This window comes from Bacillus sp. BD48, from assembly GCF_046566805.1.
Lineage (GTDB): Bacteria > Bacillota > Bacilli > Bacillales > Bacillaceae > Bacillus > Bacillus safensis.
In genome coordinates, this window is record NZ_JANGFM010000001.1 from 505088 (window position 1) to 528515 (window position 23428).

Below are 23428 nucleotides of genomic sequence, written 5' to 3' on the forward strand. Positions count from 1 at the left end.
GGCTAAAATGCCTTTTGTTTACATTTCAGTGTGATAGAAAACCTTTGAAGTCTAGGAAGGACGCGTACCGGAGCGGAGCGAATTGTACATTCTTGAGCAGGATTTGTCTTCACGCTGTGCCTTCAAATTAATCCATCTTGCTCATATAAATAGGCATACGGAAGGTCGATAAACAAGTACATATCTCCCTCTAAAGGATAAGAAAACGTACGTATCCTCTCACCGGTTTCTAAATCACTGTAAATATCGCTGAAAAATCCTTTTCCGCTAATTCTCATTTGAAGAATATTTGCTAGGAAATAAGGACGCCAGCTCCAGTTTTTTTCTATATATTCCGGCTGAAACAGCCATTCTTCTTCTTTTTTGAACACATTTCCAGTGATTTGAAAGCCTTCTTCATTACACATATAAATTCGAAAGCTGCAATCTGTTAGTTCAAGTGCCAGTTTTTGAATGAGCTCATCATTTGTGCTGCACGATTTTTTTAAAGTCGTGACAGCTTGATGAATTCGTTTATAAAATGTTTCAGAATGTTCGTAGACAGCTTGCAGCTTCTTTTTCTCATGGGCAATAAATTGCTGGAATTCTTCTCTAAGCTGATCTTTTCGGTGGCTTCGGTCGATTAATTCTCCCGCAGGCTCATGAAGATAGAACCCTTGAAAATATCTCCCGCCATTTCTCCAAGCATACTGCAGCTGGAAATTTGCTTCAATGTCCTCATAAATTAAGGCAGCTCCTATTTTTCTCGCAAGCAATGAAATGCTGTACAAGACATATTCATAGGAAGGAGATGGCGCCGATGCCTTTAATGCCTGTAAATCTATTTTTAATAAATCAGGTGAAAGCAAAGCAATCCGGTCCAGATTACTGCTTTCTTTTCCTATATTTGAGACGGCGATTTTAATCCCATATGTACGATAATACGTTAACGTATGGTATAGCTGTTCAATGTCGCCGCTAAACGTATGCTCTGCAAACTCAATAACAAACCGGTTAAGCTGAATACCCCTTGCTTCATATTCCTTTAAAAGTTCTAAAAAGCTTTCTCCATGATCCAGCATGAGGATATTGGCATCATGATTAATAAAAATGAGCAAATCGTCATCTGCTGTTGTGAAGTGATCAAGTGCTTGAGTCAATACTTTGTGATCTACTTCCAATTTATATTCGTCAGGAATAGATGAATCCGTAAAGAAGGAGCCTAGGCTGACCGTTTCTGACTCAAGCTTCATTCTTCCTAGAATCTCATAGCCTATCACTTTTTGTTCTTCCGCACTGAATATTGCTTGATAGTGCGGGAAAACATCTTCAATATTCGTTAAAATATCCAATGGATCGACCATTTTCATCACCTGCTTCTCTCTTTGTGTGATTATACCACATCAAAAGCAGGTCTTACATCGTCAATCAAAATGGTGATTGGTTGAGCCATTGTCCCCCATCCATCGTGATACAATCTCCATTTATATAAGATGCATGCTCCGACAATAAAAAGCTCGCAAGCGCTGCAATTTCCTCAGGTGTGCCCAGTCTGCCAATAGGAACACTATCTACTGTTCTTTGCGCTGCCTCTTCAGATTCCCATAGTTTATCTGCACCGCCTGTTCTCTCGATTGGGCCTGGTGCGATGGCATTGACGCGAATGCGATATTGCTTCCCCCATTCAACAGCAAGCGTTCGAGTCAGGGACAACACGCCGGCCTTTGCTGCCGCCGAATGCGCCACTCCTACACCAGCACCCCATGCATAGGTGGCCACCATGTTAATCATACTTCCCCTTTTCTTTTGACGAATCCAGTAATTACCCACTGCATGGCTGCAAAAAAATGTACCATTTAACACAATATCAATGACAGCCTTCCAGCCATTAGGAGACAATTTTTCTGCTGGCACTAAAAAATTTCCTGCTGCGTTGTTAATGAGGGCATCGACATCACCAAATGTATCCACTGCAAACTTGACCATTTGGTCAGCATCCTCTGGGTTTCGCACATCCATTTCGAAGTAAGCAACCGATCCGCCCTTCTGCTTCATTTCTTTTGCCGCTTTTTCCAGCGTCTCTTCCGTTCTACCAGTAATCACGACATTCCAGCCTTCGGCTGCCAAATGGGCAGCCATCGCCTTCCCCATACCGCTTGATCCCCCTGTGACAATCACTGTTTGTTTCGTCATTTGTTCTCCCCCTTTGCGTCATTTGAATGACTATTCATTCATTATTGTCTATCATATCATGATTGACCCCCGGTGCACCATATGGGAGATTATCCAAATATGATGCTATACTTAATTTTATTTATAAAGGAGTCTTATATGAAGCAGCTTTCCCGCAGACAATTTTTAAAAGGAGCAGCTGGTGCGAGTATTCTCGGTTTTTTGGCTGCAAGTTGTGGATATGGTTATGCCAGGTACATTGAGCCGCGCATGATCGATTCCGTGTCATTGACCATTCAAGATGCTCAGCTTCCAGCTTCATTTGACCAGTTTAAAATAGCCCAATTTAGTGACGTTCATTTAAGTGATACATTTCCTGCAAAGGATTTAGAAGCCATCGTCCAGAAAATCAATGCCGCATCTCCAGATCTCATTGTGTTCACAGGTGATCTTGTTGATTTTCAAGCATCCCCTGAAGAGCATGAAAAAGCGAAGGCTTATTTGAATAAACTTCATGCACCGTACGGTAAGCTCGCCATCTACGGAAATCATGACTACGGACCATTTGGCGTGGAGCTTTATGAGAAAACAATGGAGGCTTGTGGATTTACGTTATGTAAAAATGATGTGTTTCTATTAGAAAAAGATCATTCACATATTCAGATTGCTGCACTGGATGATCTCATGATGAGCGTGCCTGATTACGATTTGATCAAACGGGAAGTATCATCTGATTTATTTACGTTACTGCTCGTCCATGAGCCTGATGCCGCACTAGAGCTGACAACAACACCTATTAACTTGCAGCTTTCCGGGCATACGCATGGCGGCCAAGTACAGCTGCCTTTCTATGGACCGATTCTCACGGCACCTTACGGCCATACATATGTAGAAGGTTTATACGGAAGCGATCAGCACCGCATCTATGTCAACCGTGGACTTGGGACAACGCGGCTGCCGCTTCGATTTTTAGCCAAACCCGAGTTAACCTTTTTCACCTTCACATCTCGCGTGTAAACAGAAGCCAAACCGCCCTCACCTGCATATGTATAATCAAAGGTCTTTTTCGTGGAAAATGTTAGGAGAAACCTTACTGGGCCTGATTCCGTCCATATAATATGTCAAGTGACGGCATCATGGCTTCTTTTATTTGAGTAAAAGGAGTGTGCTTTGGTGCTGCAATACACGGTGAAAAGCGGGGAAACCCTTGCTTCTATAGCGATTGATTTCCGAACAACAACAGCTGCCTTAAAAGCTGCAAATCCGTCACTTCAAGCTCGCGAGCCCGAACAAAATGAGGTCATCATCATTCCCGGTTTGCCGGATCCTAGTACGATCCCTTACCGCATCTTTGTTTCGATTTCAACGAAACGTCTCGTTTTGTTTTCTGGATCACAGCTTATTCGTTCGTATCCGATTGCAACAGGGAAAATTTTAAATATGACACCGACAGGTTCTTATTATATTGTCAACAGACAGCCAAACCCAGGAGGTCCCTTTGGCGCTTATTGGCTGAGCCTCTCGAAAATTCATTACGGCATTCATGGTACGAATAACCCGTCTTCAATTGGTAAAGCTGTTTCTAGAGGGTGCATTCGCATGTACAATCAGAATGTCATCGAGCTTGCTTCACTCGTTCCAAACGGAACACCTGTGACCATTAGCCAGTAGAAGAAATCAATTGTACGAATCATTAAAATTTTATATGATATTAAGTGGGATCTTCAGGTTAAGGAGCGTATTTATGGATATTTTTAAAAACAGAAATTTTGTTCGTCTCTTTTTTGCAGCACTTGCTTCGCAAATGGGGACAACAGTAGGCAATATGGCGTTTGCCTTTTATTTGCTCGACCATTTTAGCCATCAGCCCGCATACGCCACATTGGCTGAGCTCATGTATTCTCTTCCTACCGTCTTTGTCTTTTTTATGGTCGGTGTGGTCGCAGACCGTTTTGATCGTAAAAAAGTCGCAGAGAATTGTGATTGGATACGAGCTGGGCTGACGATTGTATTATTCATCGTTATTTATTTTAATTCACTGCCACTTATTTTCTTGATCTTGTTCATTCGAAGTGCCATTACGAAGTTCTTCTATCCAGCTGAAGCTTCTCTCGTTCAGGCCATTTTAAATAAAGATCAATATGCAAAAGCTGCTGGCTTAAATCAAATGCTGTTTAGTTTATTTATGGTATTTGGCGTTGGAATTGGTGCCATTATGTATAAAACGATTGGACTTCACGGTGCTATTACAATTGATTTAGTCAGCTTTATTATTTCAGGCATCCTGATTCGTTCATGTAACATTCCAATTGAAGCGCGTCAGCCAAATGGACAAGCTGGCTGGAGAGGCATGACCATCAAAACGTCTCTGAAAGATTTTAAAGAAGGCATTCTGTATATTTTAAAAAACAAATTATTGGCTTCTTTAATTTTTGGCTTTTTTGTTTTCGGTCTTGTCAATGGCGCATTTGCCGTTCTTCCGATGTTTACAATGAAATATGGACTTTCACCGGACCATTTTGAACTGCATACATCCTTCTTTACCATTGCGATCGGTGCAGGACTGCTCGTTGGAAGCTTAATGGGCTCTGTCCTCGCTAAAAAGGTAAAGATGCAATATCTCATGTCGATTCCAATTCTGGTCGCAGGTATTCTGATTTTTGTCCTTGGGTCTACCCATACATTATGGTTATTTTATGTCACATCATTTGTCATTGGTACATGCATTGGCCCAGTCAACATTGTCATTGGCGGCTGGCTGCCTAGAATCGTCCACCCTCGCCTGATGGGCCGTGTGTCAGGATGGGTTGATCCGCTCACTATGTTTGCTCAATCGATGACATTAGGTCTGATTGCTGTATTGTTTCCAAAACTCATCACAAATGTTTCTTATATTTATTACGGAATGGGCTTTATTATTTTACTCGTCTTCCTTTTTTACTTCATTACACTGCCAAAATTCAGCAGAGAAGCTGCCGACTTAGATGTGCAGCGTGAACTAAAGGGTCAGGGAGCGCAATAAGTAATAGCAAAAAGGACTTTCTGTTAAGGAAAGTCCTTTTTTTCATGGCTGAAACGTTTGATGTCATTTTCACTGTTGATAGAAACTGCTTGAAGCATGCATAAATTCTAATAAACAAAAAGCTACAGATTTTTATTACATATACCTTGCTTCACTAACCCTCCATCCATTTAGCACCTCACATTTTGTTGATCCATTTTTTCTTGTTTTTCACAATAAAATCCCTTTACATCTTTAAGCATTTTATAGTAGGATGGTCAGGTTGGAGGTGAAAGAAATGCTAAAAAGTTACTATTTTATTCATACAAAAAATGAACAAGGACAGTTTGTTGTACATACAGAAGATTGTGCATTTTTAGGTGATGCTGCAAGCCGTACGTTGATTGGCCTGCACATGAATGGTAAAAGCGCCATTGATGAAGCCAAGCAAGTGACGAATGAAACCGACTTTAATGGTTGTTTTTATTGTGCTTATTCTATTCATACAAAATAATTCATCCTGCTTACATCATATAAAAAATATCATTTGAGAAACTACCCATTTTAATAAATAGGTAGTTATCATGAACTAATAGTTCACTTTATTTATATTTCATTCAGTCAATTCTTCTTATCATTCCTTCTATTGCTCAACACCCATCCCTCTCATTTTTTCGGCTGATACAATGCCAAGAATAAAATCATATAGACAATACAAGCTGTCCCTATCCACTGGAAAAGACCGAATGGCTCTTTTAACCAGAAAACAGTCGTGACGACTGCTGCAAGGGGCTCAACACTTCCAATTAAGCTCGACTCTTTTGGTGATAAGTATTGCAAACTTTCTATGTAAAACCAAAAAGCGATCATCGTTCCAAATATGACCACAAACAATAAATAGACATACGCTTCAAAGGGTAAATGAGTTAAATTAACCTTCCATGGGGGATGGATTAAGCTAAGGGCGCCTCCTCCTATAAGCATCGCCCATCCGACAACCACTAGAGAGTCGAATTGTTTTAACAGGCTGATTGGATATAACGTATAAAACGAGAGCGCCACAGCTGATAGTATTCCCCAAATTACTGCCACAAATGGAACGGTTAATGTTGAAATAGAGCCATTCGTCAATAAGAAAAACATACCCGCTAAAGCCAATACCACTGTGACCAGATCTCTTTTAGTGAAGGCTGATTGCCTGCGAATGACCAAATACACGATAATCATGACAGGGGCTGTATACTGAAGCAGTGTTGCCACAGCAGCATTTCCATGTTGTATGGATGCCATATAAGTATATTGAACAGCCAGCATCCCCATTAATCCAAATAGTAGGATTTGCATCGCTGTCCTCTTCTTTTTCCACACACCGATCAGATGTGTTTTTTCTTTTGTCATCACATGAACAATGAAAAGCAGTCCCCCTGAGATGAGCAGCCGGACCGTCACAAGCCAATTAACATCAATCCCATATTGCTGAAACAATTTTTGTGAAATTGTTCCTCCTACTCCCCAGCAGATGGCGCCTATGAGTACAAGTAAAATGCCCTTTCTTCTATTCATTTTCATTCTCCTCAATTCTCAACAAATCATGATAATATAGTTGATAGTAGTTCACTTTGTTACATATTGATATATCAATTGAACATAAAAATAAAAGTATATTGAGGAGAATCATGCACAACCATCATTTTCTGATTGACTACAACCTGAAAGAATTAACGGAGCATTCCACGACAACATGGCCTATTGCTCTTTATCATACAAAGATTCGTCATCACAGAAGCGGCTATATCCCTCTTCACTGGCATGACGAGTTTCAATTTGTCTTTATTTTAGAGGGTGAAGCTGAATTTCATATCAATGAAGAGACGGTATATTTGAAGCAAGGAGATGGCATTTTCATCAACAGTGGCTGCCTGCACATGGCAAAAGATGCGAATGGGACGGCATGTACTTATGTTTGTTTAAATGTCTCGCCTCATTTCATCACAGCGAATGAATTATTCACCACATTTGTCCATCCTTATATGCATGCGAGCCAGACGCCTTATATTTTACTCAACCAAAAAGATCACTGGCCAAAGCATATTTATCAATGTATTCGAACCATTCAACAATTAATCGATGAAACTCCAGTCTATTATGAACTTGAACTCAATATTCAGCTCATCACCATTTGGAAAAGCTTATTACAAAATGGTTTTCAAATGAAACATGATGCGCGTAAACACGATAAAAATGAACGGATGAAACACATGCTGAATTGGATTCATCAGCATTATCATGAGAAGATCCTTCTCCAAGATATTGCTCGTGCAGGACAGCTTAGCCGCTCAGAATGCTGCAGATACTTTAAAGACATTTTAAAGAAATCACCCATGCATTATGTAAATGAATATAAAATTCAGCAAAGCCTCATCCTGCTTCAAGAAACGGACTTCAATATCACAGAAATCGCCTACCAAGTAGGCTTCAACAGCACAAGCTATTTTATCAATCTGTTTAAAAGAATAAAAAATACGACACCTTTAGCATATAGAAAATTAAAACAGCAAGATTCTCTCCAGATCAAACGGGTAGAGGAAAAATAATAACAGCTAGCGTGTTTGCTAAAATGAAGAAGGTGTTTGAGCCCCATCATAAATGGCTATTGTAAATACAAGCGATGATCATCCGATCGCTTTTTACAATAACTCTATTTGCAATTTACTAATTAAAACGTATAATTTATACTAAGCACAGGAAGACGAAAGACAAAGGAGAGAAAAAATGGACGATTATGCTCATACAAAAGACATAGAACCTACAGCAGAAAACATCGCAAAAGCCATTTATACTGTTAACCGCCATGCTAAAACCGCACCAAACCCAAAGTTTCTTTACCTTTTGAAAAAACGCGCGCTGCAAAAACTATTGCAAGAAGGTAAAGGAAGAAAAGTGGGCCTACATTTCTCTAACAATCCCAAGTATAGTCAACAACAGTCCGACGTGCTGATTGAAATTGGAGATTATTATTTTCACCTGCCACCAACTAAAGAAGACTTCGAATTTTTGCCACACTTAGGTAATTTAAATCAATCATATCGCAATCCGAAAGCGAATATGTCATTAAACCGAGCAAAGCAAATACTGCAAACGTATGTCGGTTTAAAAGAAAAATCTGCCGCCACAAAACAAAAATCACATTACACAAAGCCCGTCTTCAAACGACTCGGGGAAAGTTATTTTTAAACAGAAAAAAACCACTCATGCCGAGTGGTTTTTTGTTTAGATAATAAAATGATCGACTTTTTCAATCAGCTGATGAATTTCTGGTTTACTGATTTGATCATCTGCACCGATCGTTTCCCCTTTATGACGCAAATCTTCAGTGATTAACGAAGAGAAGATAAGAATCGGAATGGAATTTGTTAAAGGATTGTCCTTGAGCAGTTTTGTTAGCCGGTGGCCATCCATTTTAGGCATTTCAATATCCGTAATAATCATATCAATTTCTTCTGTGACACTGATTCCTTTGCTGACAAGATCCATGACATGATCATATGCCTGTTTGCCATCTTCAAAGGTCACAATGTTTTTATAGCCTGCTTCGGTTAATTCATTTGTTAATAAACGCATGAGAAGCGGAGAATCTTCAACGACATACAGTTTTTTCCCTGTTCTTCTCTCGTCTTTCTCACCGTCAAACATATGATACGTATCAACACCAGAAGCGGATTCAATATCATAAATGATTTTTTCGTAATCTGGAAGGAAAATCATTTTTTCATCAAGCTTAATGATGCCCGTTAAATGACGGTCCATCCCTTGATTGAGTGCAGTCGGCTTCTCAATTTCTTCCCAGCTGACGCGGTGAATTTGTGATACCGTTCCCGTATGGAACACAAATTTCCGTTGGTTGAATTCAGTCACAATATATTTCTCTTGTTCTGACTGATCTGACTCGACATTAAAAAAGGAAAATAGATTGATGACTGGTAAAATCTCGCCTCGTAAACTAATCATTCCTTCTACATCTTGGTGAGAGTGCGGTATAACCGTCACCTCAACCGGCTGAATGATTTCTCTTACTTTCATGACGTTAATGCCGAATTGATTTGAACCAATTTCAAACTTCACAATTTCCAATTCATTGGTACCAGAGTCAAGTAAAATTTCTTGTTTGTTTAAAGCCACGGAAATCCCTCTATTCTTCAATATAAGATTGTACTTTTTATATCGGCAGCATAGGTAAAAAGTTGACGTTTCTTTACGCTTTCTCTCGAACGAATTGATGAATCACAAGTCCAATCGCTGCAAGGATGAGTAAAGACCCTAGTGCAAGGCGGCTTGCGAGATTTCCGTGCTCTGCAAACAGCAGGGTAACTGAACCATAAATGATGGGCCCGATAATGGAAGATACCTTCCCTGAGAATGCAAAGAGACCAAAAAACTGTCCCCTTTTTTCCTTCGGTGTCAGTTCAATAATCAAGATTCGTGATGCTCCCCAGCTTGCGCCAAGTGAAATCCCGAATAAACTGCCCGCTACCCAGAAGACCCATTCGGTTGTCGCTGTCACAGCCAGAATCAGCGCAGCAATTAAAATGACATACACGACTGTAATCGATCGCTTTGCCCCTATCGCTTTTGTGATATATCCAAACAGAAAGGAGCCAATGATACTTGAAATGGTCGACACAAGATAGAGCAGAATAAATTGCCCAGCGGTAAAGCCAATGATGATCTTGGCATAAACAGCCATCATCGCAATCGCTGTTTGTAAGGCATCATTCATAAAAAAGAAAGCAATCATAAAGATAAAAGCTGGCTTGTACCTTTTCATCTCTTTAAACGTGTGAATAATCTCTTTATACCCGCTGAAAAAAGACGCCTTTTTCTCTTGTTGAGGGAGCGGATGAGGATCTTTTACAAAAAAGAGAAAGGGTAGAAAAAAGAGAAGGAATAAAAGGGCTGTCGGAATAAATGCTTCATGAAACTGGTCATTGCCGACAAGTAAATACACAGAGAGGCCGACAAGTGTTCCTAAATAGCCGACGGCGATGCCAAATCCGGAAATAAGCGGGATTTCTTCCTTTGTCCCAAGATCGGGCAAAATGGTGTCATAGAAAACAAGACTAGAATGATAAAAAAACTTTGCGATCACAAACAAGGTGACCACGACTAATAAAGAAACAGGCAGCCCAAACCATTCACTTGAGAAATCAATCCCAGCAAAAATCCCCATCAAAAGCGTACAAGCAATACATATGAACGTAAACACCGTAATGTAGCGTTTCTTTTTTCCCGTACGATCAATCAGCACTCCGTATAAAGGTGTAAAAATGACGAGAAAAAAGCTGGCTAGTGCATTTGCATAAGAAATAAAGGTACTGGCGATTTGGTCCATTCTCGCACTGTCCCCGATCGTTTCCTGCAAGTAAAATGGAAAGAAAATGGTGATCATATTTGATGAAAAGATCGTATTTGCAAAATCATACAACGCCCAGGCCAGCACAGGTGCTGTCAAAAACAGCCCGAAGCCTGCCCCTTTTTTCTGTGCGGTCTTTTTTCCTGTTCTCAATCGATTGTCTCCCTTCCCTGCCTTATTTTTCACTATCATTTTATTTTATGTGCTGTTTCCCTCTTCCATACAAGTGATCTATGAAAAAAAGCACCTCTTACTATATAGCAGAGGTGCTTTTTTTCATTATTTCTTCACAACAATGGTACTTGCAATCAAATCGTGAAGTGCTTGTTTTTTCTCTGTGAAAAAGGCAATGATATAGCCAATATATAAGATCGGAGACAAAAAGCCTTTTGCAAAGAAGCGGCCAGTTGCACGTCCGAATGTGACCTTTTCGCCTGTGACTTTTGTTACTTTGAGGCCGAGAGCCATCTTCCCGAGAGTTCCTTGCAATTTTGATGATTCCATGATGGCGTAATAAAGCCATGTCACCACTGTACCCATCAAGATTGCCCCTATATATAAAAAGATCAGTCCCATAATTGCTTCCCATTCCTCATCCGTTATGACGGTTGAAGAATAGTAATAGCTGTCGTCATCCATCATCATTGCTGCCTCTGGGCTTGAGACAAAAAAGACTGACGCCAAAATAAACATGATAAATGCAATTGGTACTCCGATGATGATACCGTCCAAAAGGTGTGCAAGAAAACGATAGCCTACACCTGCTAGCTCAGGATGCTTCTTTTCTTGAATGTGTGGTTCTGTTATGTTGGTTTCCATCCTATTTCTCCTTTATTATGTATGTTTTCTATAAATTTCTTATAATCATTCGTTATTATATCCTATGAATATAGCAAGATCAATGGAGCTTTACACTTTTACATACATTTTAGATCAGTTTAATCTAAACGAATTATGTGAATAAATACTGAAAATTTGTGAAAATCATGGCACTTCTAGTTCTTTTACCTCCTGATTTTTTAACATTTTGTGATATTTTCGTCTTGTTTCCATTCTTCTGTTGACAATAATTCTTCAAATGGTACAATAGTCAAGGATTTTTTAAAGAAAGGTGTTCATGATGGGAACTGTCGTATTATTAAAGAACAACGAAATGACTGTAATTGAAGATATTTGCGAAGCTGATTTTTTAGAAATGAAGCATGGTTTGTCAAACGATGACACAGCTTATATCTCTTGGTACGAAGACTACGATACTGCTTATGGATATTGATTTCATTTCATAGATGAAGCGTAAAAAAAGGCGATACAACCTGAGATTAGGTTGATCGCCTTTTTTACGTTTGTGAGCTTCTTTCACTTTCAGGCTCCACATGAATAAAGATTTGTGCATGCGGAAATTCCAGCTGAATCTTCTCTTCAATTCGATCACATAATTGGTGAACATCTTCAATCGTTGTCTTCCCATCTACAATCAAATGGAAATCAATATATTCCTCCGCACCAGACCGCCTTGTTCGAAAGTCATGATATTCAATAAATTCTTGACTGAATCCTTGAATGATCGCTTCAATTGATTGTTCTTCCTCTGGTGTTAATCGAGCATCAACAAGCGGCGGGAAGGCTTCCTTCATAAGTTTAAACGCTTCACGCATAATAAAGAGGGCCAGAACCATTCCAATGATCGGATCTAGGAAATACCAGTCAGTTAATGCCACAAGCAATAAACTGAATGCCACCCCTAATGACGTATACACATCCGTTAAAAGGTGCAGTGCATTTGATTTCATGGCGACTGAATGTACTCGCTCAGCCTCTTTGTTCACAACCCTCGATACAACAAAATTAATGAGAGCGCCTAGCAGCATGACCACAATGCCAAGCACAGGCAGCTTGACTGGCTCAGGATGCATTAATTTGTGAACACATTCGTATATAATCCAAATGCCAGCAACGAAAATCAGCAGGGTCTCAATCGTTCCAGAAATATTTTCGACTTTTCCATGTCCATAAGGATGTTTAGAATCTGCTGGCCTTCTTGAAATACGAACAGAAATAAATGCAATAAACGACGCCATTAAATCGAGAAACGAATGAATGGCTTCTGATAACACCGCAACAGATCCAGTTAATAGACCCACAATGATTTTTAAGATGACAACAAAAGTGTTGCTCAGCACGGATAGAAACGCAATTTTCGATGTCTTCGCTGATTGTTCCATCTATCGTCCTCCTTTAGGAGATCGTATGTCTATGAAAGCAATTCCCATGACCCTGATTCTCACGTTCTTTCAGTTTACGCAGTTTTGACGTTTTCTAATCATCTTTATCACAGCCTGTATTTTCTCTTGAGGTTACGCTATAATAAATGTTGCTCTTTCTTCAATATATCACTCATGCGGTGATGGATAGGAGAATAGACTACATATAACGATATCCAGTGCCTTTCGCAGGTGACATTTATGCAGTGAATGGTAAAATAGGATAAAAACATAAATTTTTAAGGTGATGAGAAATGGAGCATTTGCTGAATCCAAGAGTAAAGGATATTGAAATTTCAGGCATTCGAACATTTTCAAATCTCGTATCGTCATATGAGGATGTCGTTTCATTGACGATAGGCCAGCCCGATTTTTATACGCCGCATCATGTCAAAACAGCTGCCAAAACAGCCATTGATGAGAATTTCACCTCATACACTCACAATGCTGGTTTCCTAGAGCTAAGACAAGCGATCCAGCATTATATCAAGAAGAAAGTGAATCTTGATTATGATGCAGAGTCAGAAATCATTGTGACGACAGGCGCAAGTCAAGCAATTGATGCTGCGTTTCGCACCATTTTGACAGAAGGCGACGAGGTCATTTTACCTGGACCTGTATACCCTGGCTATGAACCGATCATTCGAATGTGTGGTGCCATGCCCGTACATATCGACACAACGAATGCTGGCTTTAAATTGAATGCCAAGCTGATTGAGGATGCGTTAACGGAAAAGACAAAGTGTGTGGTTCTTCCTTACCCTTCAAACCCAACTGGTGTCACACTTTCAGAAGAAGAATTGAAAGAAATTGCCCAGCTCCTTGAAGGAAAAGACATCTTTATCTTATCCGATGAAATCTACAGCGAGCTGACATTTGACCGGCCGCATCATTCAATTGCCTCTTTCTTAAAAGAACAGACCATTGTCATCAATGGACTGTCTAAATCTCATAGCATGACTGGATGGAGAATTGGGTTTTTATTTGCTTCAGCTCCAATTGCTAAACATGTATTAAAAGTACATCAATATAACGTGTCTTGTGCCTCGGCTGTCTCACAAAAGGCGGCACTTGAAGCTGTGACAAATGGTGTGGATGATGCACTAATCATGAGAGAGCAATATAAGAAAAGACTCGATTATGTATATGATCGGCTCATTTCTATGGGGCTTCCGGTGATTAAACCTTCTGGCGCTTTTTATATTTTTCCATCCATTGAATCGTTTGGGATGAGTTCCTTTGATTTTTGCATGGAGCTGTTAGAAAGTACAAGACTTGCGGTCGTACCAGGCTCGGCTTTCTCTCCACTCGGCGAAGGGTATGTGCGCCTGTCTTATGCTTATTCACTTGAAACGCTGAAAGAAGGACTTGACCGGTTAGAACAATTTGTACTTGAAAAACGTTCCATTCATTCGCTAGATTGAAACAACGGCCCTCTTGCCGTTGTTTTTATTTTGCAGGAAACATGATGTGAAATACGGTGCCCTTTTCAGGCTGACTATCTACACGAATCGTCCCGTTATGATTTTCTAAAATATTAAATGTGACCATGAGGCCAAGTCCGGTTCCTTTTTCCTTTGTGGTTAAAAAAGGCTCTCCAATCCGCTTCATCACCGATTCAGGAATGCCGACCCCTTCATCACGAATGGTGACAAGTATTCCATCACTTTCTGCTTTGGCCATGATGTCTACCTTTCCACCGTCCGGCATGGATTCTACGGCATTTTTGATTAAATTGATAAACACTTGCTTGAGCTGATTTTGATCTCCGTTTATCAGAAGACCTTCCTCTATCTCACTTGTGTTCATTAAAATGCCATTTAAGTTCGCTTGTGTTTCTAACAAGGCTGTGACTTCGCTGATGATTTTTTTCAAATCAAGCGTCTGCATCGATGCCGTTTGCTGTGGTTTTGCCAGCATTAGCAGCTCACTTAATATAATTTCTATTCGGCTCAGCTCAGAGAAAACAATCTCAAAGTACTGATCGCGATCTTTTGTTTTCGGTTTGATGAGCTGCAAAAAGCCTTTGATGGCGGTCAATGGGTTTCTGATTTCATGTGCAATGCCAGCTGCCAATTGACCTGCGATCGATAATTTTTCAGAGCGGAGCATGAGCTCTTCTGTCTGTTTACGTTCGGATATATCTCTTAAAATAATTTGAACCGCTGTTTCTCCAAAAAATGTAGTTGGGATACATACCATTTCTGTATAAATCAGCTTATGTTTAAACGTATGACAGCTCATCGTGACAATCTCAGAATCTGATGCTCTTTCAATAATACGTGATAAGCTCTTTTTGACCTTTTGCTGATCACAGGAATGGATTTGATGAAAGATATCCTTTCCTATTAATTTATCGTAATGCTCGGCTTCAAATAATTTAATGCCTGATTCATTCATAAATACCCACTTGTGGTCATGGATAACTGCAATCGTATCAATGGAGTTTTGAATGAGCAGCTGATACCTCTCCCGGCTTTTTTGAAGAACGGTTTGGAATTTTTTACGGGATGAGATATCGACTAGCAGCAAAAGCTCTGCCCGTTGATTTTGATAAATCGTCGGTGATGACTTTACCTCAATATGAATACTGCTCCCATCTTTACGCTTCCATATCTGTTCAATCATTCCGACTGGAAGGCCTTGCTGCAGCCTTGTTATTCGGCTTCTGACAATATCATGGTACTCTTCAGCAATAAAATCAAACGCGGACTTGCCGATCATGTCATCTCTTGCACTTACCCCCATTAATTGCAGCATCGCATCATTCGCATACACAATTTTCCCTAAAGTCGTAATACATAATGGATTGGGCAGCATGGCAATCAATTGTTCAGCTTCACTGACATTTTGGAAAGCCGGCAGACTGCCTAACGACTGTTCTGCTACTTTTGATGCTGCTTGAAATGCTGCTTTTTGGGGCTCAGTATCCAGCACCCTCATTTTCAGGATCATTTCTCTACTTACTTCGCTATCTAACCCATCGCAAGCAACAAAATCAATGCTTGCTTCAATCCATACAGCTGTCAGATCACTTCTTAGCAGTCTAAAGTGGCAAACCTCTAGCATGTGCTGATTGTAAAAATAACTTTCGACGAGAAATTGATCTTCGGTATGAACAAAGTCTTTCAAAAAACACCCTAGTAAATCCTTTTGTTCATAGAGCAAAAGCTGCTTACAGTTGGAAGAAATGTAGAGAAAGCGGCCATTAGAAGAAAGAACGGCATGTAAATCGATGTTCGAATACAATTGATTCGAATCTTTCATTTGTTGTTCCATCGTCGTCCGACCCTCCTTTTCATTTTTTAGGGTTGTCCTTAGATTGATGTATAAAAAAGATTCGCTAGAAAACCCGTATTTTCCTTCTGTCATCGAGGGAAACGTCCATATTTTCAGCAAAAAGGGAGCACTTTTTGCTGCTGTGCTCCCTGCGGTTTATTGTTTTTCATATTTCTTTTGTAATTCAACGTACTTATCCACAATTTTACTCGGGATGTTTTTAATAACAGGATCTTTATCTGAGACATAAGGTGTCACGACACTAAACGCCACCTCTGGATTAGATGAAGGATAATATCCTCCAAAGGTTAAATTGTACGTGGCATTCCCCCACCAGCTGCGGTTGGCGCCATAGTAGAAGGTTTGCGCTGTACCCGTTTTTCCTGCGACATCATGCTGACCAAACCGGCCAGCGGCAGTTCCGCCTGTTGAGGTGACCATTTTCAGTCCCGTTTTTACGCGGTCAATATCTGCTTTTGAGTTGTTAATCGTGTTCAGCACCTTCGGCTCATATTTTTTTACGACTGGGCCTACTTCATCCTTCTTCGTTGGAAGATGGACGCTTTTCACCACTCTTGGCTGAATACGACTGCCTCCGTTGGCGATCGTCGACATATATTGTGCTACTTGAAGCGGTGTATACGTGTCATACTGACCAATTGCTTCATCAAGCAAGAGTCCGCCGACCGTCTTAGGATGCGTCTGCATCCCGCTTGATTCCTGCGGCAGATCGATCCCTGTTTTCACACCAAGACCGAATTGCGCATAGTAGTTTCTCATTTTTTGTAAGTGCTCTGGTCTTGCAGGTAACGGACCATCCTTTTGATAGGTGATGCCCGCCATTCTCATCGCTACTTGGAACATGTAAACGTTGGAACTTTTTTGGAGTGCCTGAATGTCGTTAACCCATCCAAGAACTTTGTAAGACTGTTTCGCCTTTCCATTACTTCCTGCAAAATAGAGCGGTGTATCCATATAGGCTTGGTTGTGTGACATCCCGTCCTGATAACCGCCAAGTACTGTGGCTCCTTTGACAACAGAGCCCATTTCGTACTGGGTCGTAAATGTTCCGATCGCATAATCTGTGACGTCTCTACCGTCCATTTTCTTGCCCGACATTGCGAGAACATCCCCTGTGTGAGGGTCCATCATGACGACAAAGGCACGATCCATCATATAGTTTCTCGCACTGGCGGATCTAAGCTCTGATTCGACGATTTTGTCGACTTCCTTTTGCAGCTCCATATCAAATGTCAGCGCAAGATCAAGTCCTCTTCGTCCTTCTGTCCGCTTGATTTCATCGAGCAGCTTCCCGCCAACCTGTGTATATTGAACGGTCGCTTTCTCAGGATTTAGAAAGTCCTCGTACTGATATTCTAAATAGCTCTTTCCTACCCGGTCATTTCGCGAGTAGCCTCTTGCCATATAGTAATCTTCACGTTCTTTAATGATTCCTTGCTCTGGTGTCGTCACACCGCCAAGTACATTATAAAGGGTCTTTTCATACGGATATTTTCTTGTCCAGTCGTTGATGACGTTCACACCAGGCAGTTCATCAAGATGCTCTGAGACAAGTGAAATCTCTTCATATGTCAAGCTCACGGATGAAGTCTGTTTTGATTCTTTCGTTTCATCGAGTAAAGCAATTTTTTCGTCCCCTTTTTTCTCTTCGTTTGGGTCCATTGCCTTCACGATTTGAGGCTCAAAGGCATATCCGCCTGTGAATCTTCGATAAATCGCTGCAACTGCTTTTTCCTCTGCATCCTTTTCGATCGCCTTGACTTCTTTCTTTGGGACACGCTCTACTTGTAGCGGATAGACATCCTTTGCATCGATATCTTTTTTCTCCGCTTTTGAAATGAGTTTATCCGCTTCTTTCGGATGGCTTGCCAGCCAAAAATCTCGAATGTCACGCTCTCTCAAAAAATCAGTATCCATTTTTATATAAGTCGCAAGTTTTCTTGCTACCTTAATCTTATCCTCCGCTTTCACACCGCTTTCTGATGTATAAACGATGGCAGGCACACTTTCGTTATCTACGACGACTCTTCCTCTCGCGTCATACATTTTTCCTCTTGGAGACGGGTATGATGCTGTTTTGACCTCTGTTCGGTTGGCTTGCTTTTTATAATCTTCACCATTGACGATTTGCAGCACACCAAGCTTGATCACAAGTCCAGCAAATAAACTAAATACAGCGAAGAAAAAGAGATTAATCCTCCAGGCGTTCCGGCGCTTAATTTTTTTCTGCTCGGCAGCACCTTGATGCTGTTTCTCTCCCACTTATGTAGCTCCTCTCATCCTTTTCAATCTTTTACAATTACCACTCATTATTGTAACACTTTTGTAATAGTTGTTACAGCGAAACGAGTGAAAAAAAGCTGTCAATCCCTAATCTACAAAAAAATATACTAACACTTTAAAATATTGGTATGTTTATGTCGTTTTCTTTAAATGGAAGAATTCCCTATCCTTTGATATAAAGCGGCTCTTACTATGACTTTAACAAAAATGACAAACTGGCATTGTCAATGGAGGATGCTGGTACGTTTATAACAAAAAGTCCATGTTATGATTTTTTGTGAGAAAACAAAACAAAGATTTTAGGAGGAGTTACAATATGAAGAAGAAATCATTCTTTTTTTCAGCGCTGACAGCTGCTGCACTCATCACATTCACTGGAGGACATTCAGCTGATGCGAAGGAGCTTAACCTGAAACAAGTGATAAATGTACAGCATCAAGCCATTGATCTTCATACACTAGCAGCAAAATTACATATCTCTTCTGATGTAAACAAGCTAAGCAAGTCGAATCAAAAAGAGATCGAAGCTCTATTAAACAAGCTGATCAAAAGCGGTCAACCTGTTACTGGTACAAAAGTAGTGAAAGAAGTAAACAAAGCAAAACAAGAACAAAAACAAGAATCAGTGAAAAAACCAACTGCTTCTAAACCAAGCACTCCAGCAAAAGAAAACACAAACAACAATAGCAGCACAAAAGCTGACCAAAAAGACACAACGGCATCAAAAGCTGACAGCAGCTTAAATGCATTTGAAAAAGAAGTGGTTGAGCTGACAAATAAAGAGCGTGCAAAACAAGGCTTAAAGGCACTTTCTGTTGATTCTAAATTAAGCAAATCTGCTCGTGCAAAATCTCAAGATATGAAAGATAAAAACTATTTCTCTCATACAAGCCCAACTTATGGATCTCCATTTGATCAAATGAAGCAATTCGGTATCACTTACAAATCAGCAGGTGAAAACATTGCACAAGGTCAAAGATCCCCTCAAGAAGTTGTGACAGCATGGATGAACAGTGAAGGCCACAGAGCAAACATTTTAAACAAAAGCTATACACATATCGGTGTTGGCTATGTGAAATCTGGCAACTACTGGACGCAGCAATTCATCGGAAAATAATATCAAAAAAACCTGTCCTTATTTGGACAGGTTTTTAGTTTATCTTCTTTTTCAGCAATGCGAGTTTTTTTACAAGCTGCAATCTGTCCCACCTAGGCGGGGCAGTTTTTTATTTGACCCATAATTTATAGATACTCTGGGTTCCGCTATTTTCTTCGCCCTGTTCGCTTAGCTTTTCATAAAGTGACTTCGCAAGTGAGAGCCCTGGCATTTCTTCACCCATCAGCTCTGCTTCTTCAAGTGCAATGCCCATATCCTTGATAAAATGCTTCACATAAAACCCTGGCTCGAAATCGCCTTTCAGCATTCTTGGTGCAAGGTTTGACAAGGACCAGCTTCCGGCTGCACCTGTTGTGATGCTTTTGAGCACCTGCTCTGGATCAAGCCCTGATTTTTCGGCATAGGCCATTGCCTCTGCGACACCTACCATCCCCGCTGCGATGGCAATTTGGTTACACATTTTTGTATGCTGACCGCTTCCTGCCGGTCCTTGATATTGAATGTTTTCACCCATTTGCTCAAATAGCGGCAGACAGGCTTCATAGGCTGACCTTTCTCCGCCGATCATAATGGCCAGCGCGCCATTTTTGGCTCCTATGTCTCCGCCTGATACAGGTGCATCTAATGCAAATACACCTCTTTCTTTCGCTTTCAGCTCAATTTCTTTTGCAAGCTGGGGCTTCGATGTCGTCATATCAATGAGATATGTACCAGGCGCGGCATGTGCCACAAGCCCATTTTCACCTAAGTAGATTTCTTCTACATCCGATGGATACCCCACCATTGTGATGACGGCATCTGCACTCTCTGCAATCTCCTTTACTTCTGGCTTCCATGATGCCCCTTTTTGAATCAATGCGTCTGCTTTTGCTTTCGTTCTTGTATAAACGAGAACTTCATAGCCTGCATCCATTAAATGTCCTGCCATACTGCGTCCCATTACACCGATTCCAATAAAACCAACTGTTTTGATTTGTGCCATCACTTGTTCCTCCTTAAAGAGACTTTGTCAATCCACCATCAATGATGAGTGTTTGACCTGTCATATATGTATTGGCTTCTGATAAAAGAAACGCTGCATATGCTGCAAATTCCTCTGGCTGTCCATAACGGCCAAGCGGGATCGCTCGTTCAGCCTGTGCTTTGATTTCTTCAACCGTTCGATGCTCTTTTTGTGCGCGGTGCTTTTCCAGCTGTTTCACACGGTCTGTTTCAATTTTTCCAGGTGCTAACGTATTGATCAAAATACCATCCTTTGCAAGCTCTTGAGCGGCTGTTTTTGTCCAGCCTGCAATGGCCGGTCTAAATGTATTCGACAGCATCAAGCCCGGGATCGGTTCTTTCACTGACATTGACGCAATATTTAACACACGTGCGCCCCGTTTTTTCAAATAAGGCAATGCCTCTTTTAATAATCGAATATAGCTGAGTAAATGAAGCTGAAATGATTCGATCCAATCTTCATCTGTTAAGGTGTCAAGCGTTCCTGTTTTAGGCCCGCCTGTATTGTTCACAAGAATGTCTAGACACTTCTCATCACCAGCCGCCGCTTGAACAAGCGCCTTGATTTGCCCGGCGTCAGATACATCACATACTTGATAAGTCAGCTGTCCTTTGACAAGCGGAGACAGCTCGTTGACTGTTTCTTTCAGCTTCTGTTCATGTCTTCCCGAGAGCATCACATCTGCTCCCTCTTTTGCTAGAGCAAAGGCAATCGCTTTTCCGATACCTTGACTGCTTGCAGCCACCAATGCTTTTTTTCCAGATAGATTGACATCCATGTCAACACCTCCTCTAATTTATTTTATCATACAAAAAGAACCTTGCTCACATCGCAAGGTTCCTTTCCGCTCATTACACCTTAAATCGGTCAACCGCCTGACGCAGTGCCTGGCTTGATTCGTTCAGCATTTCAGTTGAGGTTTTCGTTCTTTCTAACACTTGAACTTGTTCATCTGTAGACGCATGCACTTCCTCAGCTGAGGCAGCAGATTCTTCTGAAATGGCAGCAATGCTTTGAATGGAGTCACTCATCTTCTGCTGTTCTTCTGTCATTTCATTAATCTGTGTATGAATGCTGTCGATTGAACCGACAAGTGCCTGCATTTCCATTGTGATGCTGCTGAGTGCCTCACCTGTTGCATTGATGGCCGCACCTTGTTCCTCATTCATTTTACTTGCTGTTGTCATCGCTTCAGCCGCTTTCTTCGATTCATCTTGAATGAGTTTGACGGTTTCACTAATGTGTTTTGTTGACTGCGCAGATTGTTCAGCAAGCTTTCTCACTTCTTCTGCAACTACAGCAAATCCTCGTCCACTTTCTCCTGCTCTCGCTGCTTCAATGCTTGCATTCAGTGCAAGTAAATTCGTTTGATCCGAGATTTCAGAAATAGCAGTCACGACGTTTTCAATATTTTTCGTTTTATGCTCAAGGTCTAGCAGCATTTGCTCAACCTTTTTCGATTCTTCACTCGCTTGTGTTGATTTTTGGACGAGCACACCAAGTGCATCAAGCCCTTTATAGCTTGCATCTTCAGATGATTTTGAATTGGTTTGCATTTGCGTGGCAAGCTCACCCATATGGCGTACTTTCTCATACAAATGCTCTGATTTTTCATTAATCGTTTCTGCATCTGATGCCTGCTTAGTCGCTCCTGTTGCCACCTCTTGAATAGCCGTTGCAATCTGTTCGCTAGACAGCAAGGTCTCATTTGAAATGTGGGTCACTTCATCTGCTGATTTCACAACTTGATCTGAAGCCCCTTTCACTTTTTCAATTAACTCCCTGATATCCTCGGTCATTTGATTAATACTTTTCGTGAGGAAACCAATTTCATCTTGGGATTTCACTGCAAGCGTACTTGTTAAATCACCTTCTGACACCTTACGCACATGCTCTATTAGACGCTTGATTGGCGTAGTGATACTTCTTGCCAATAAGAAGCTGAGGATCATCGCAAGAATAATGGCAATGACAGATATAATAATGCTTATTTGATTCATTTGTTCTATGATCCAAAGCAGTTTACTTTTCTCAAAGCTGACACCAACCGTCCAATTGGCTTCTTTGATTTTAGATATGACCGTCAGTTCTTTGCTGTCATCAATACCTGAGTTGTCAAGCGCTTTTTTCACAGAGGCGACCTTTGATATGTTTTTTCCTTGCTCTGTTGGATGCGCCAAAAGGGTGCCTGTGCCATCAACTAAGAAAGCGGTCCCCTTATAAGGAATCTCTTGTTCATTTATATAAGTTTGAATAGAGGATAGCTTCAAATCAAGTCCTGCTACCCCAATGACCTTTCCATTTTTGACAATCGCCTTCGTGGCTGAAACAATTACTTTTTTCGTTGCTTCATCAACATATGGATCTGTCCAAACGACCTGATCAGGATTTTCGGCTGCTTGTTTAAACCAGCCTTGTTTAGATGGGTCATACCCTTCGCCAAGATCGAACTCTGGGAAGCCGAGCATTTTGCCGTCAGTTGTTCCAATATAGGCAAACGAAATGAGTTTATCCTGTTCCTGCAAGTTTTTTAGTGCACTTTTTTCAAAATCCAGTGTTTGCTTTGTTTGTTTTTGCGCAAATTCTTCAGTCATTTTACCTGTTGCTACTTTGTTAATGGTATTGCCGTAATTATCAAGCTTTTCTGTAATAATGTCTTTCATGCTTTCTGCCGTTGCTGCTGCGGTGGTTTTTGCATCTCGTTCAATAAGTGGTCTTAATACTAAGTTGGAACCCACTTGAACAGCCACGACGGTTAAAATTAAAATAACTGAGATGAAAACAGCTATTCTCACTTGAAGTTTCTTAAACATCTCCTCACACCCCTACATCTACTTTCACACCTTAATTTATATATCGGCAAAATGATACCGCATTCAATAGTTGTAAGAAAATTTAAATA

General features: G+C 40.7%; 21 protein-coding genes and 1 pseudogene. 9 read left to right on the forward strand and 13 right to left on the reverse strand.

What is annotated here, in order from left to right:
- Nucleotides 1-122 precede the first annotated feature (122 nt).
- Nucleotides 123-1343, reverse strand: a complete 1221-nt coding sequence (locus ACLGGR_RS02575) for an EAL domain-containing protein (RefSeq protein ID WP_251215539.1) — start codon at nt 1341-1343, stop codon at nt 123-125.
- 64 nt (nt 1344-1407) lie between these two features.
- On the reverse strand, nt 1408-2172 hold the full coding sequence (fadH, locus tag ACLGGR_RS02580) for a 2,4-dienoyl-CoA reductase (protein WP_251215540.1): 765 nt from the start codon (nt 2170-2172) through the stop codon (nt 1408-1410).
- 138 nt (nt 2173-2310) lie between these two features.
- Between fadH and ACLGGR_RS02585 the strand changes: the two genes are divergently transcribed.
- The 4 genes from ACLGGR_RS02585 to ACLGGR_RS02600 all read left to right on the forward strand — a co-directional run bounded on the left by ACLGGR_RS02585 (nt 2311) and on the right by ACLGGR_RS02600 (nt 5666).
- The gene (locus ACLGGR_RS02585; RefSeq protein WP_251215541.1) at nt 2311-3168 is read left to right on the forward strand and encodes a metallophosphoesterase; all 858 of its coding nucleotides are present in this window, start codon (nt 2311-2313) and stop codon (nt 3166-3168) included.
- A 156-nt stretch (nt 3169-3324) separates the two neighbouring features.
- Nucleotides 3325-3822, forward strand: a complete 498-nt coding sequence (locus ACLGGR_RS02590; RefSeq protein ID WP_142944665.1) for a L,D-transpeptidase family protein — start codon at nt 3325-3327, stop codon at nt 3820-3822.
- A gap of 73 nt (nt 3823-3895) precedes the next feature.
- Nucleotides 3896-5173: an MFS transporter gene (locus tag ACLGGR_RS02595; RefSeq protein ID WP_221887309.1), complete on the forward strand. Its 1278-nt coding sequence runs from the start codon at nt 3896-3898 to the stop codon at nt 5171-5173.
- Between the two features lie 277 nt (nt 5174-5450).
- Complete coding sequence (locus ACLGGR_RS02600; protein ID WP_323647068.1) at nt 5451-5666, forward strand: hypothetical protein; 216 nt, start codon at nt 5451-5453, stop codon at nt 5664-5666.
- Nucleotides 5667-5818: 152 nt separating this feature from the next.
- On the opposite strand, the gene ACLGGR_RS02605 is transcribed toward ACLGGR_RS02600, so the two are convergent.
- Nucleotides 5819-6715 (reverse strand): DMT family transporter, encoded by an 897-nt coding sequence (locus ACLGGR_RS02605; RefSeq protein WP_410972437.1) that lies wholly within the window; start codon nt 6713-6715, stop codon nt 5819-5821.
- 113 nt (nt 6716-6828) lie between these two features.
- Here ACLGGR_RS02605 and ACLGGR_RS02610 point away from each other — a divergent pair, with 113 nt between their 5' ends.
- Both ACLGGR_RS02610 and ACLGGR_RS02615 read left to right on the forward strand, forming a co-directional pair.
- Nucleotides 6829-7746: an AraC family transcriptional regulator gene (locus tag ACLGGR_RS02610; RefSeq protein ID WP_410972438.1), complete on the forward strand. Its 918-nt coding sequence runs from the start codon at nt 6829-6831 to the stop codon at nt 7744-7746.
- Between the two features lie 178 nt (nt 7747-7924).
- Nucleotides 7925-8386: a YkyB family protein gene (locus tag ACLGGR_RS02615; protein WP_410972439.1), complete on the forward strand. Its 462-nt coding sequence runs from the start codon at nt 7925-7927 to the stop codon at nt 8384-8386.
- 36 nt (nt 8387-8422) lie between these two features.
- On the opposite strand, the gene ACLGGR_RS02620 is transcribed toward ACLGGR_RS02615, so the two are convergent.
- The 3 genes from ACLGGR_RS02620 to ACLGGR_RS02630 form a co-directional block, all read right to left on the reverse strand.
- Nucleotides 8423-9331 carry a chemotaxis protein gene (locus ACLGGR_RS02620; protein WP_142944660.1) on the reverse strand — a complete coding sequence of 303 codons (909 nt, stop codon included), beginning with the start codon at nt 9329-9331 and terminating at the stop codon, nt 8423-8425.
- 73 nt (nt 9332-9404) lie between these two features.
- A complete protein-coding gene (locus tag ACLGGR_RS02625) occupies nt 9405-10715 on the reverse strand; it encodes an MFS transporter (RefSeq protein ID WP_410972440.1) in 1311 nt (436 codons plus the stop codon).
- A gap of 126 nt (nt 10716-10841) precedes the next feature.
- The gene (locus ACLGGR_RS02630) at nt 10842-11381 is read right to left on the reverse strand and encodes an RDD family protein (protein WP_142944658.1); all 540 of its coding nucleotides are present in this window, start codon (nt 11379-11381) and stop codon (nt 10842-10844) included.
- A 301-nt stretch (nt 11382-11682) separates the two neighbouring features.
- Here ACLGGR_RS02630 and ACLGGR_RS02635 point away from each other — a divergent pair, with 301 nt between their 5' ends.
- Nucleotides 11683-11835 carry a hypothetical protein gene (locus ACLGGR_RS02635; protein WP_185907586.1) on the forward strand — a complete coding sequence of 51 codons (153 nt, stop codon included), beginning with the start codon at nt 11683-11685 and terminating at the stop codon, nt 11833-11835.
- A gap of 64 nt (nt 11836-11899) precedes the next feature.
- Here ACLGGR_RS02635 and ACLGGR_RS02640 read toward each other — a convergent pair whose 3' ends face one another.
- Nucleotides 11900-12784 (reverse strand): cation diffusion facilitator family transporter, encoded by an 885-nt coding sequence (locus tag ACLGGR_RS02640; RefSeq protein WP_142944657.1) that lies wholly within the window; start codon nt 12782-12784, stop codon nt 11900-11902.
- 293 nt (nt 12785-13077) lie between these two features.
- Here ACLGGR_RS02640 and ACLGGR_RS02645 point away from each other — a divergent pair, with 293 nt between their 5' ends.
- Nucleotides 13078-14247 carry an aminotransferase A gene (locus tag ACLGGR_RS02645; RefSeq protein ID WP_142944656.1) on the forward strand — a complete coding sequence of 390 codons (1170 nt, stop codon included), beginning with the start codon at nt 13078-13080 and terminating at the stop codon, nt 14245-14247.
- 25 nt (nt 14248-14272) lie between these two features.
- Here ACLGGR_RS02645 and ACLGGR_RS02650 read toward each other — a convergent pair whose 3' ends face one another.
- Both ACLGGR_RS02650 and ACLGGR_RS02655 read right to left on the reverse strand, forming a co-directional pair.
- On the reverse strand, nt 14273-16102 hold the full coding sequence (locus tag ACLGGR_RS02650; protein ID WP_410972441.1) for a PAS domain-containing protein: 1830 nt from the start codon (nt 16100-16102) through the stop codon (nt 14273-14275).
- A gap of 156 nt (nt 16103-16258) precedes the next feature.
- Nucleotides 16259-18385 carry a peptidoglycan D,D-transpeptidase FtsI family protein gene (locus ACLGGR_RS02655; protein WP_323647083.1) on the reverse strand — a complete coding sequence of 709 codons (2127 nt, stop codon included), beginning with the start codon at nt 18383-18385 and terminating at the stop codon, nt 16259-16261.
- A gap of 337 nt (nt 18386-18722) precedes the next feature.
- On the opposite strand from ACLGGR_RS02655, the gene ACLGGR_RS02660 reads away from it, so the two are divergent.
- Nucleotides 18723-19523, forward strand: a complete 801-nt coding sequence (locus ACLGGR_RS02660; protein ID WP_142944653.1) for a CAP domain-containing protein — start codon at nt 18723-18725, stop codon at nt 19521-19523.
- A gap of 109 nt (nt 19524-19632) precedes the next feature.
- On the opposite strand, the gene ACLGGR_RS02665 is transcribed toward ACLGGR_RS02660, so the two are convergent.
- The 4 genes and pseudogenes from ACLGGR_RS02665 to ACLGGR_RS02680 form a co-directional block, all read right to left on the reverse strand.
- Complete coding sequence (locus ACLGGR_RS02665; RefSeq protein WP_410972442.1) at nt 19633-20505, reverse strand: NAD(P)-dependent oxidoreductase; 873 nt, start codon at nt 20503-20505, stop codon at nt 19633-19635.
- 13 nt (nt 20506-20518) lie between these two features.
- A complete protein-coding gene (locus ACLGGR_RS02670; RefSeq protein WP_142944651.1) occupies nt 20519-21304 on the reverse strand; it encodes an SDR family oxidoreductase in 786 nt (261 codons plus the stop codon).
- 73 nt (nt 21305-21377) lie between these two features.
- Nucleotides 21378-22325, reverse strand: a complete 948-nt coding sequence (locus ACLGGR_RS02675) for a methyl-accepting chemotaxis protein (RefSeq protein WP_369810468.1) — start codon at nt 22323-22325, stop codon at nt 21378-21380.
- A pseudogene (locus ACLGGR_RS02680) lies at nt 22317-23339 on the reverse strand (cache domain-containing protein); the annotation flags it as partial. The pseudogene ACLGGR_RS02680 and the gene ACLGGR_RS02675, both read right to left, overlap by 9 nt.
- Nucleotides 23340-23428 lie beyond the last annotated feature (89 nt).

Bases quoted from the DNA above. Each gene is read 5' to 3' on its own strand.
- ACLGGR_RS02575 (WP_251215539.1), bottom strand. From the start codon at position 1,343: ATGGTCGATCCATTGGATATTTTAACGAATATTGAAGATGTTTTCCCG.
- fadH (WP_251215540.1), bottom strand. From the start codon at position 2,172: ATGACGAAACAAACAGTGATTGTCACAGGGGGATCAAGCGGTATGGGG.
- ACLGGR_RS02585 (WP_251215541.1), top strand. From the start codon at position 2,311: ATGAAGCAGCTTTCCCGCAGACAATTTTTAAAAGGAGCAGCTGGTGCG.
- ACLGGR_RS02595 (WP_221887309.1), top strand. From the start codon at position 3,896: ATGGATATTTTTAAAAACAGAAATTTTGTTCGTCTCTTTTTTGCAGCA.
- ACLGGR_RS02600 (WP_323647068.1), top strand. From the start codon at position 5,451: ATGCTAAAAAGTTACTATTTTATTCATACAAAAAATGAACAAGGACAG.
- ACLGGR_RS02605 (WP_410972437.1), bottom strand. From the start codon at position 6,715: ATGAATAGAAGAAAGGGCATTTTACTTGTACTCATAGGCGCCATCTGC.
- ACLGGR_RS02610 (WP_410972438.1), top strand. From the start codon at position 6,829: ATGCACAACCATCATTTTCTGATTGACTACAACCTGAAAGAATTAACG.
- ACLGGR_RS02615 (WP_410972439.1), top strand. From the start codon at position 7,925: ATGGACGATTATGCTCATACAAAAGACATAGAACCTACAGCAGAAAAC.
- ACLGGR_RS02630 (WP_142944658.1), bottom strand. From the start codon at position 11,381: ATGGAAACCAACATAACAGAACCACACATTCAAGAAAAGAAGCATCCT.
- ACLGGR_RS02635 (WP_185907586.1), top strand. From the start codon at position 11,683: ATGGGAACTGTCGTATTATTAAAGAACAACGAAATGACTGTAATTGAA.
- ACLGGR_RS02640 (WP_142944657.1), bottom strand. From the start codon at position 12,784: ATGGAACAATCAGCGAAGACATCGAAAATTGCGTTTCTATCCGTGCTG.
- ACLGGR_RS02645 (WP_142944656.1), top strand. From the start codon at position 13,078: ATGGAGCATTTGCTGAATCCAAGAGTAAAGGATATTGAAATTTCAGGC.
- ACLGGR_RS02650 (WP_410972441.1), bottom strand. From the start codon at position 16,102: ATGGAACAACAAATGAAAGATTCGAATCAATTGTATTCGAACATCGAT.
- ACLGGR_RS02660 (WP_142944653.1), top strand. From the start codon at position 18,723: ATGAAGAAGAAATCATTCTTTTTTTCAGCGCTGACAGCTGCTGCACTC.
- ACLGGR_RS02665 (WP_410972442.1), bottom strand. From the start codon at position 20,505: ATGGCACAAATCAAAACAGTTGGTTTTATTGGAATCGGTGTAATGGGA.
- ACLGGR_RS02670 (WP_142944651.1), bottom strand. From the start codon at position 21,304: ATGGATGTCAATCTATCTGGAAAAAAAGCATTGGTGGCTGCAAGCAGT.
- ACLGGR_RS02675 (WP_369810468.1), bottom strand. From the start codon at position 22,325: ATGACCGAGGATATCAGGGAGTTAATTGAAAAAGTGAAAGGGGCTTCA.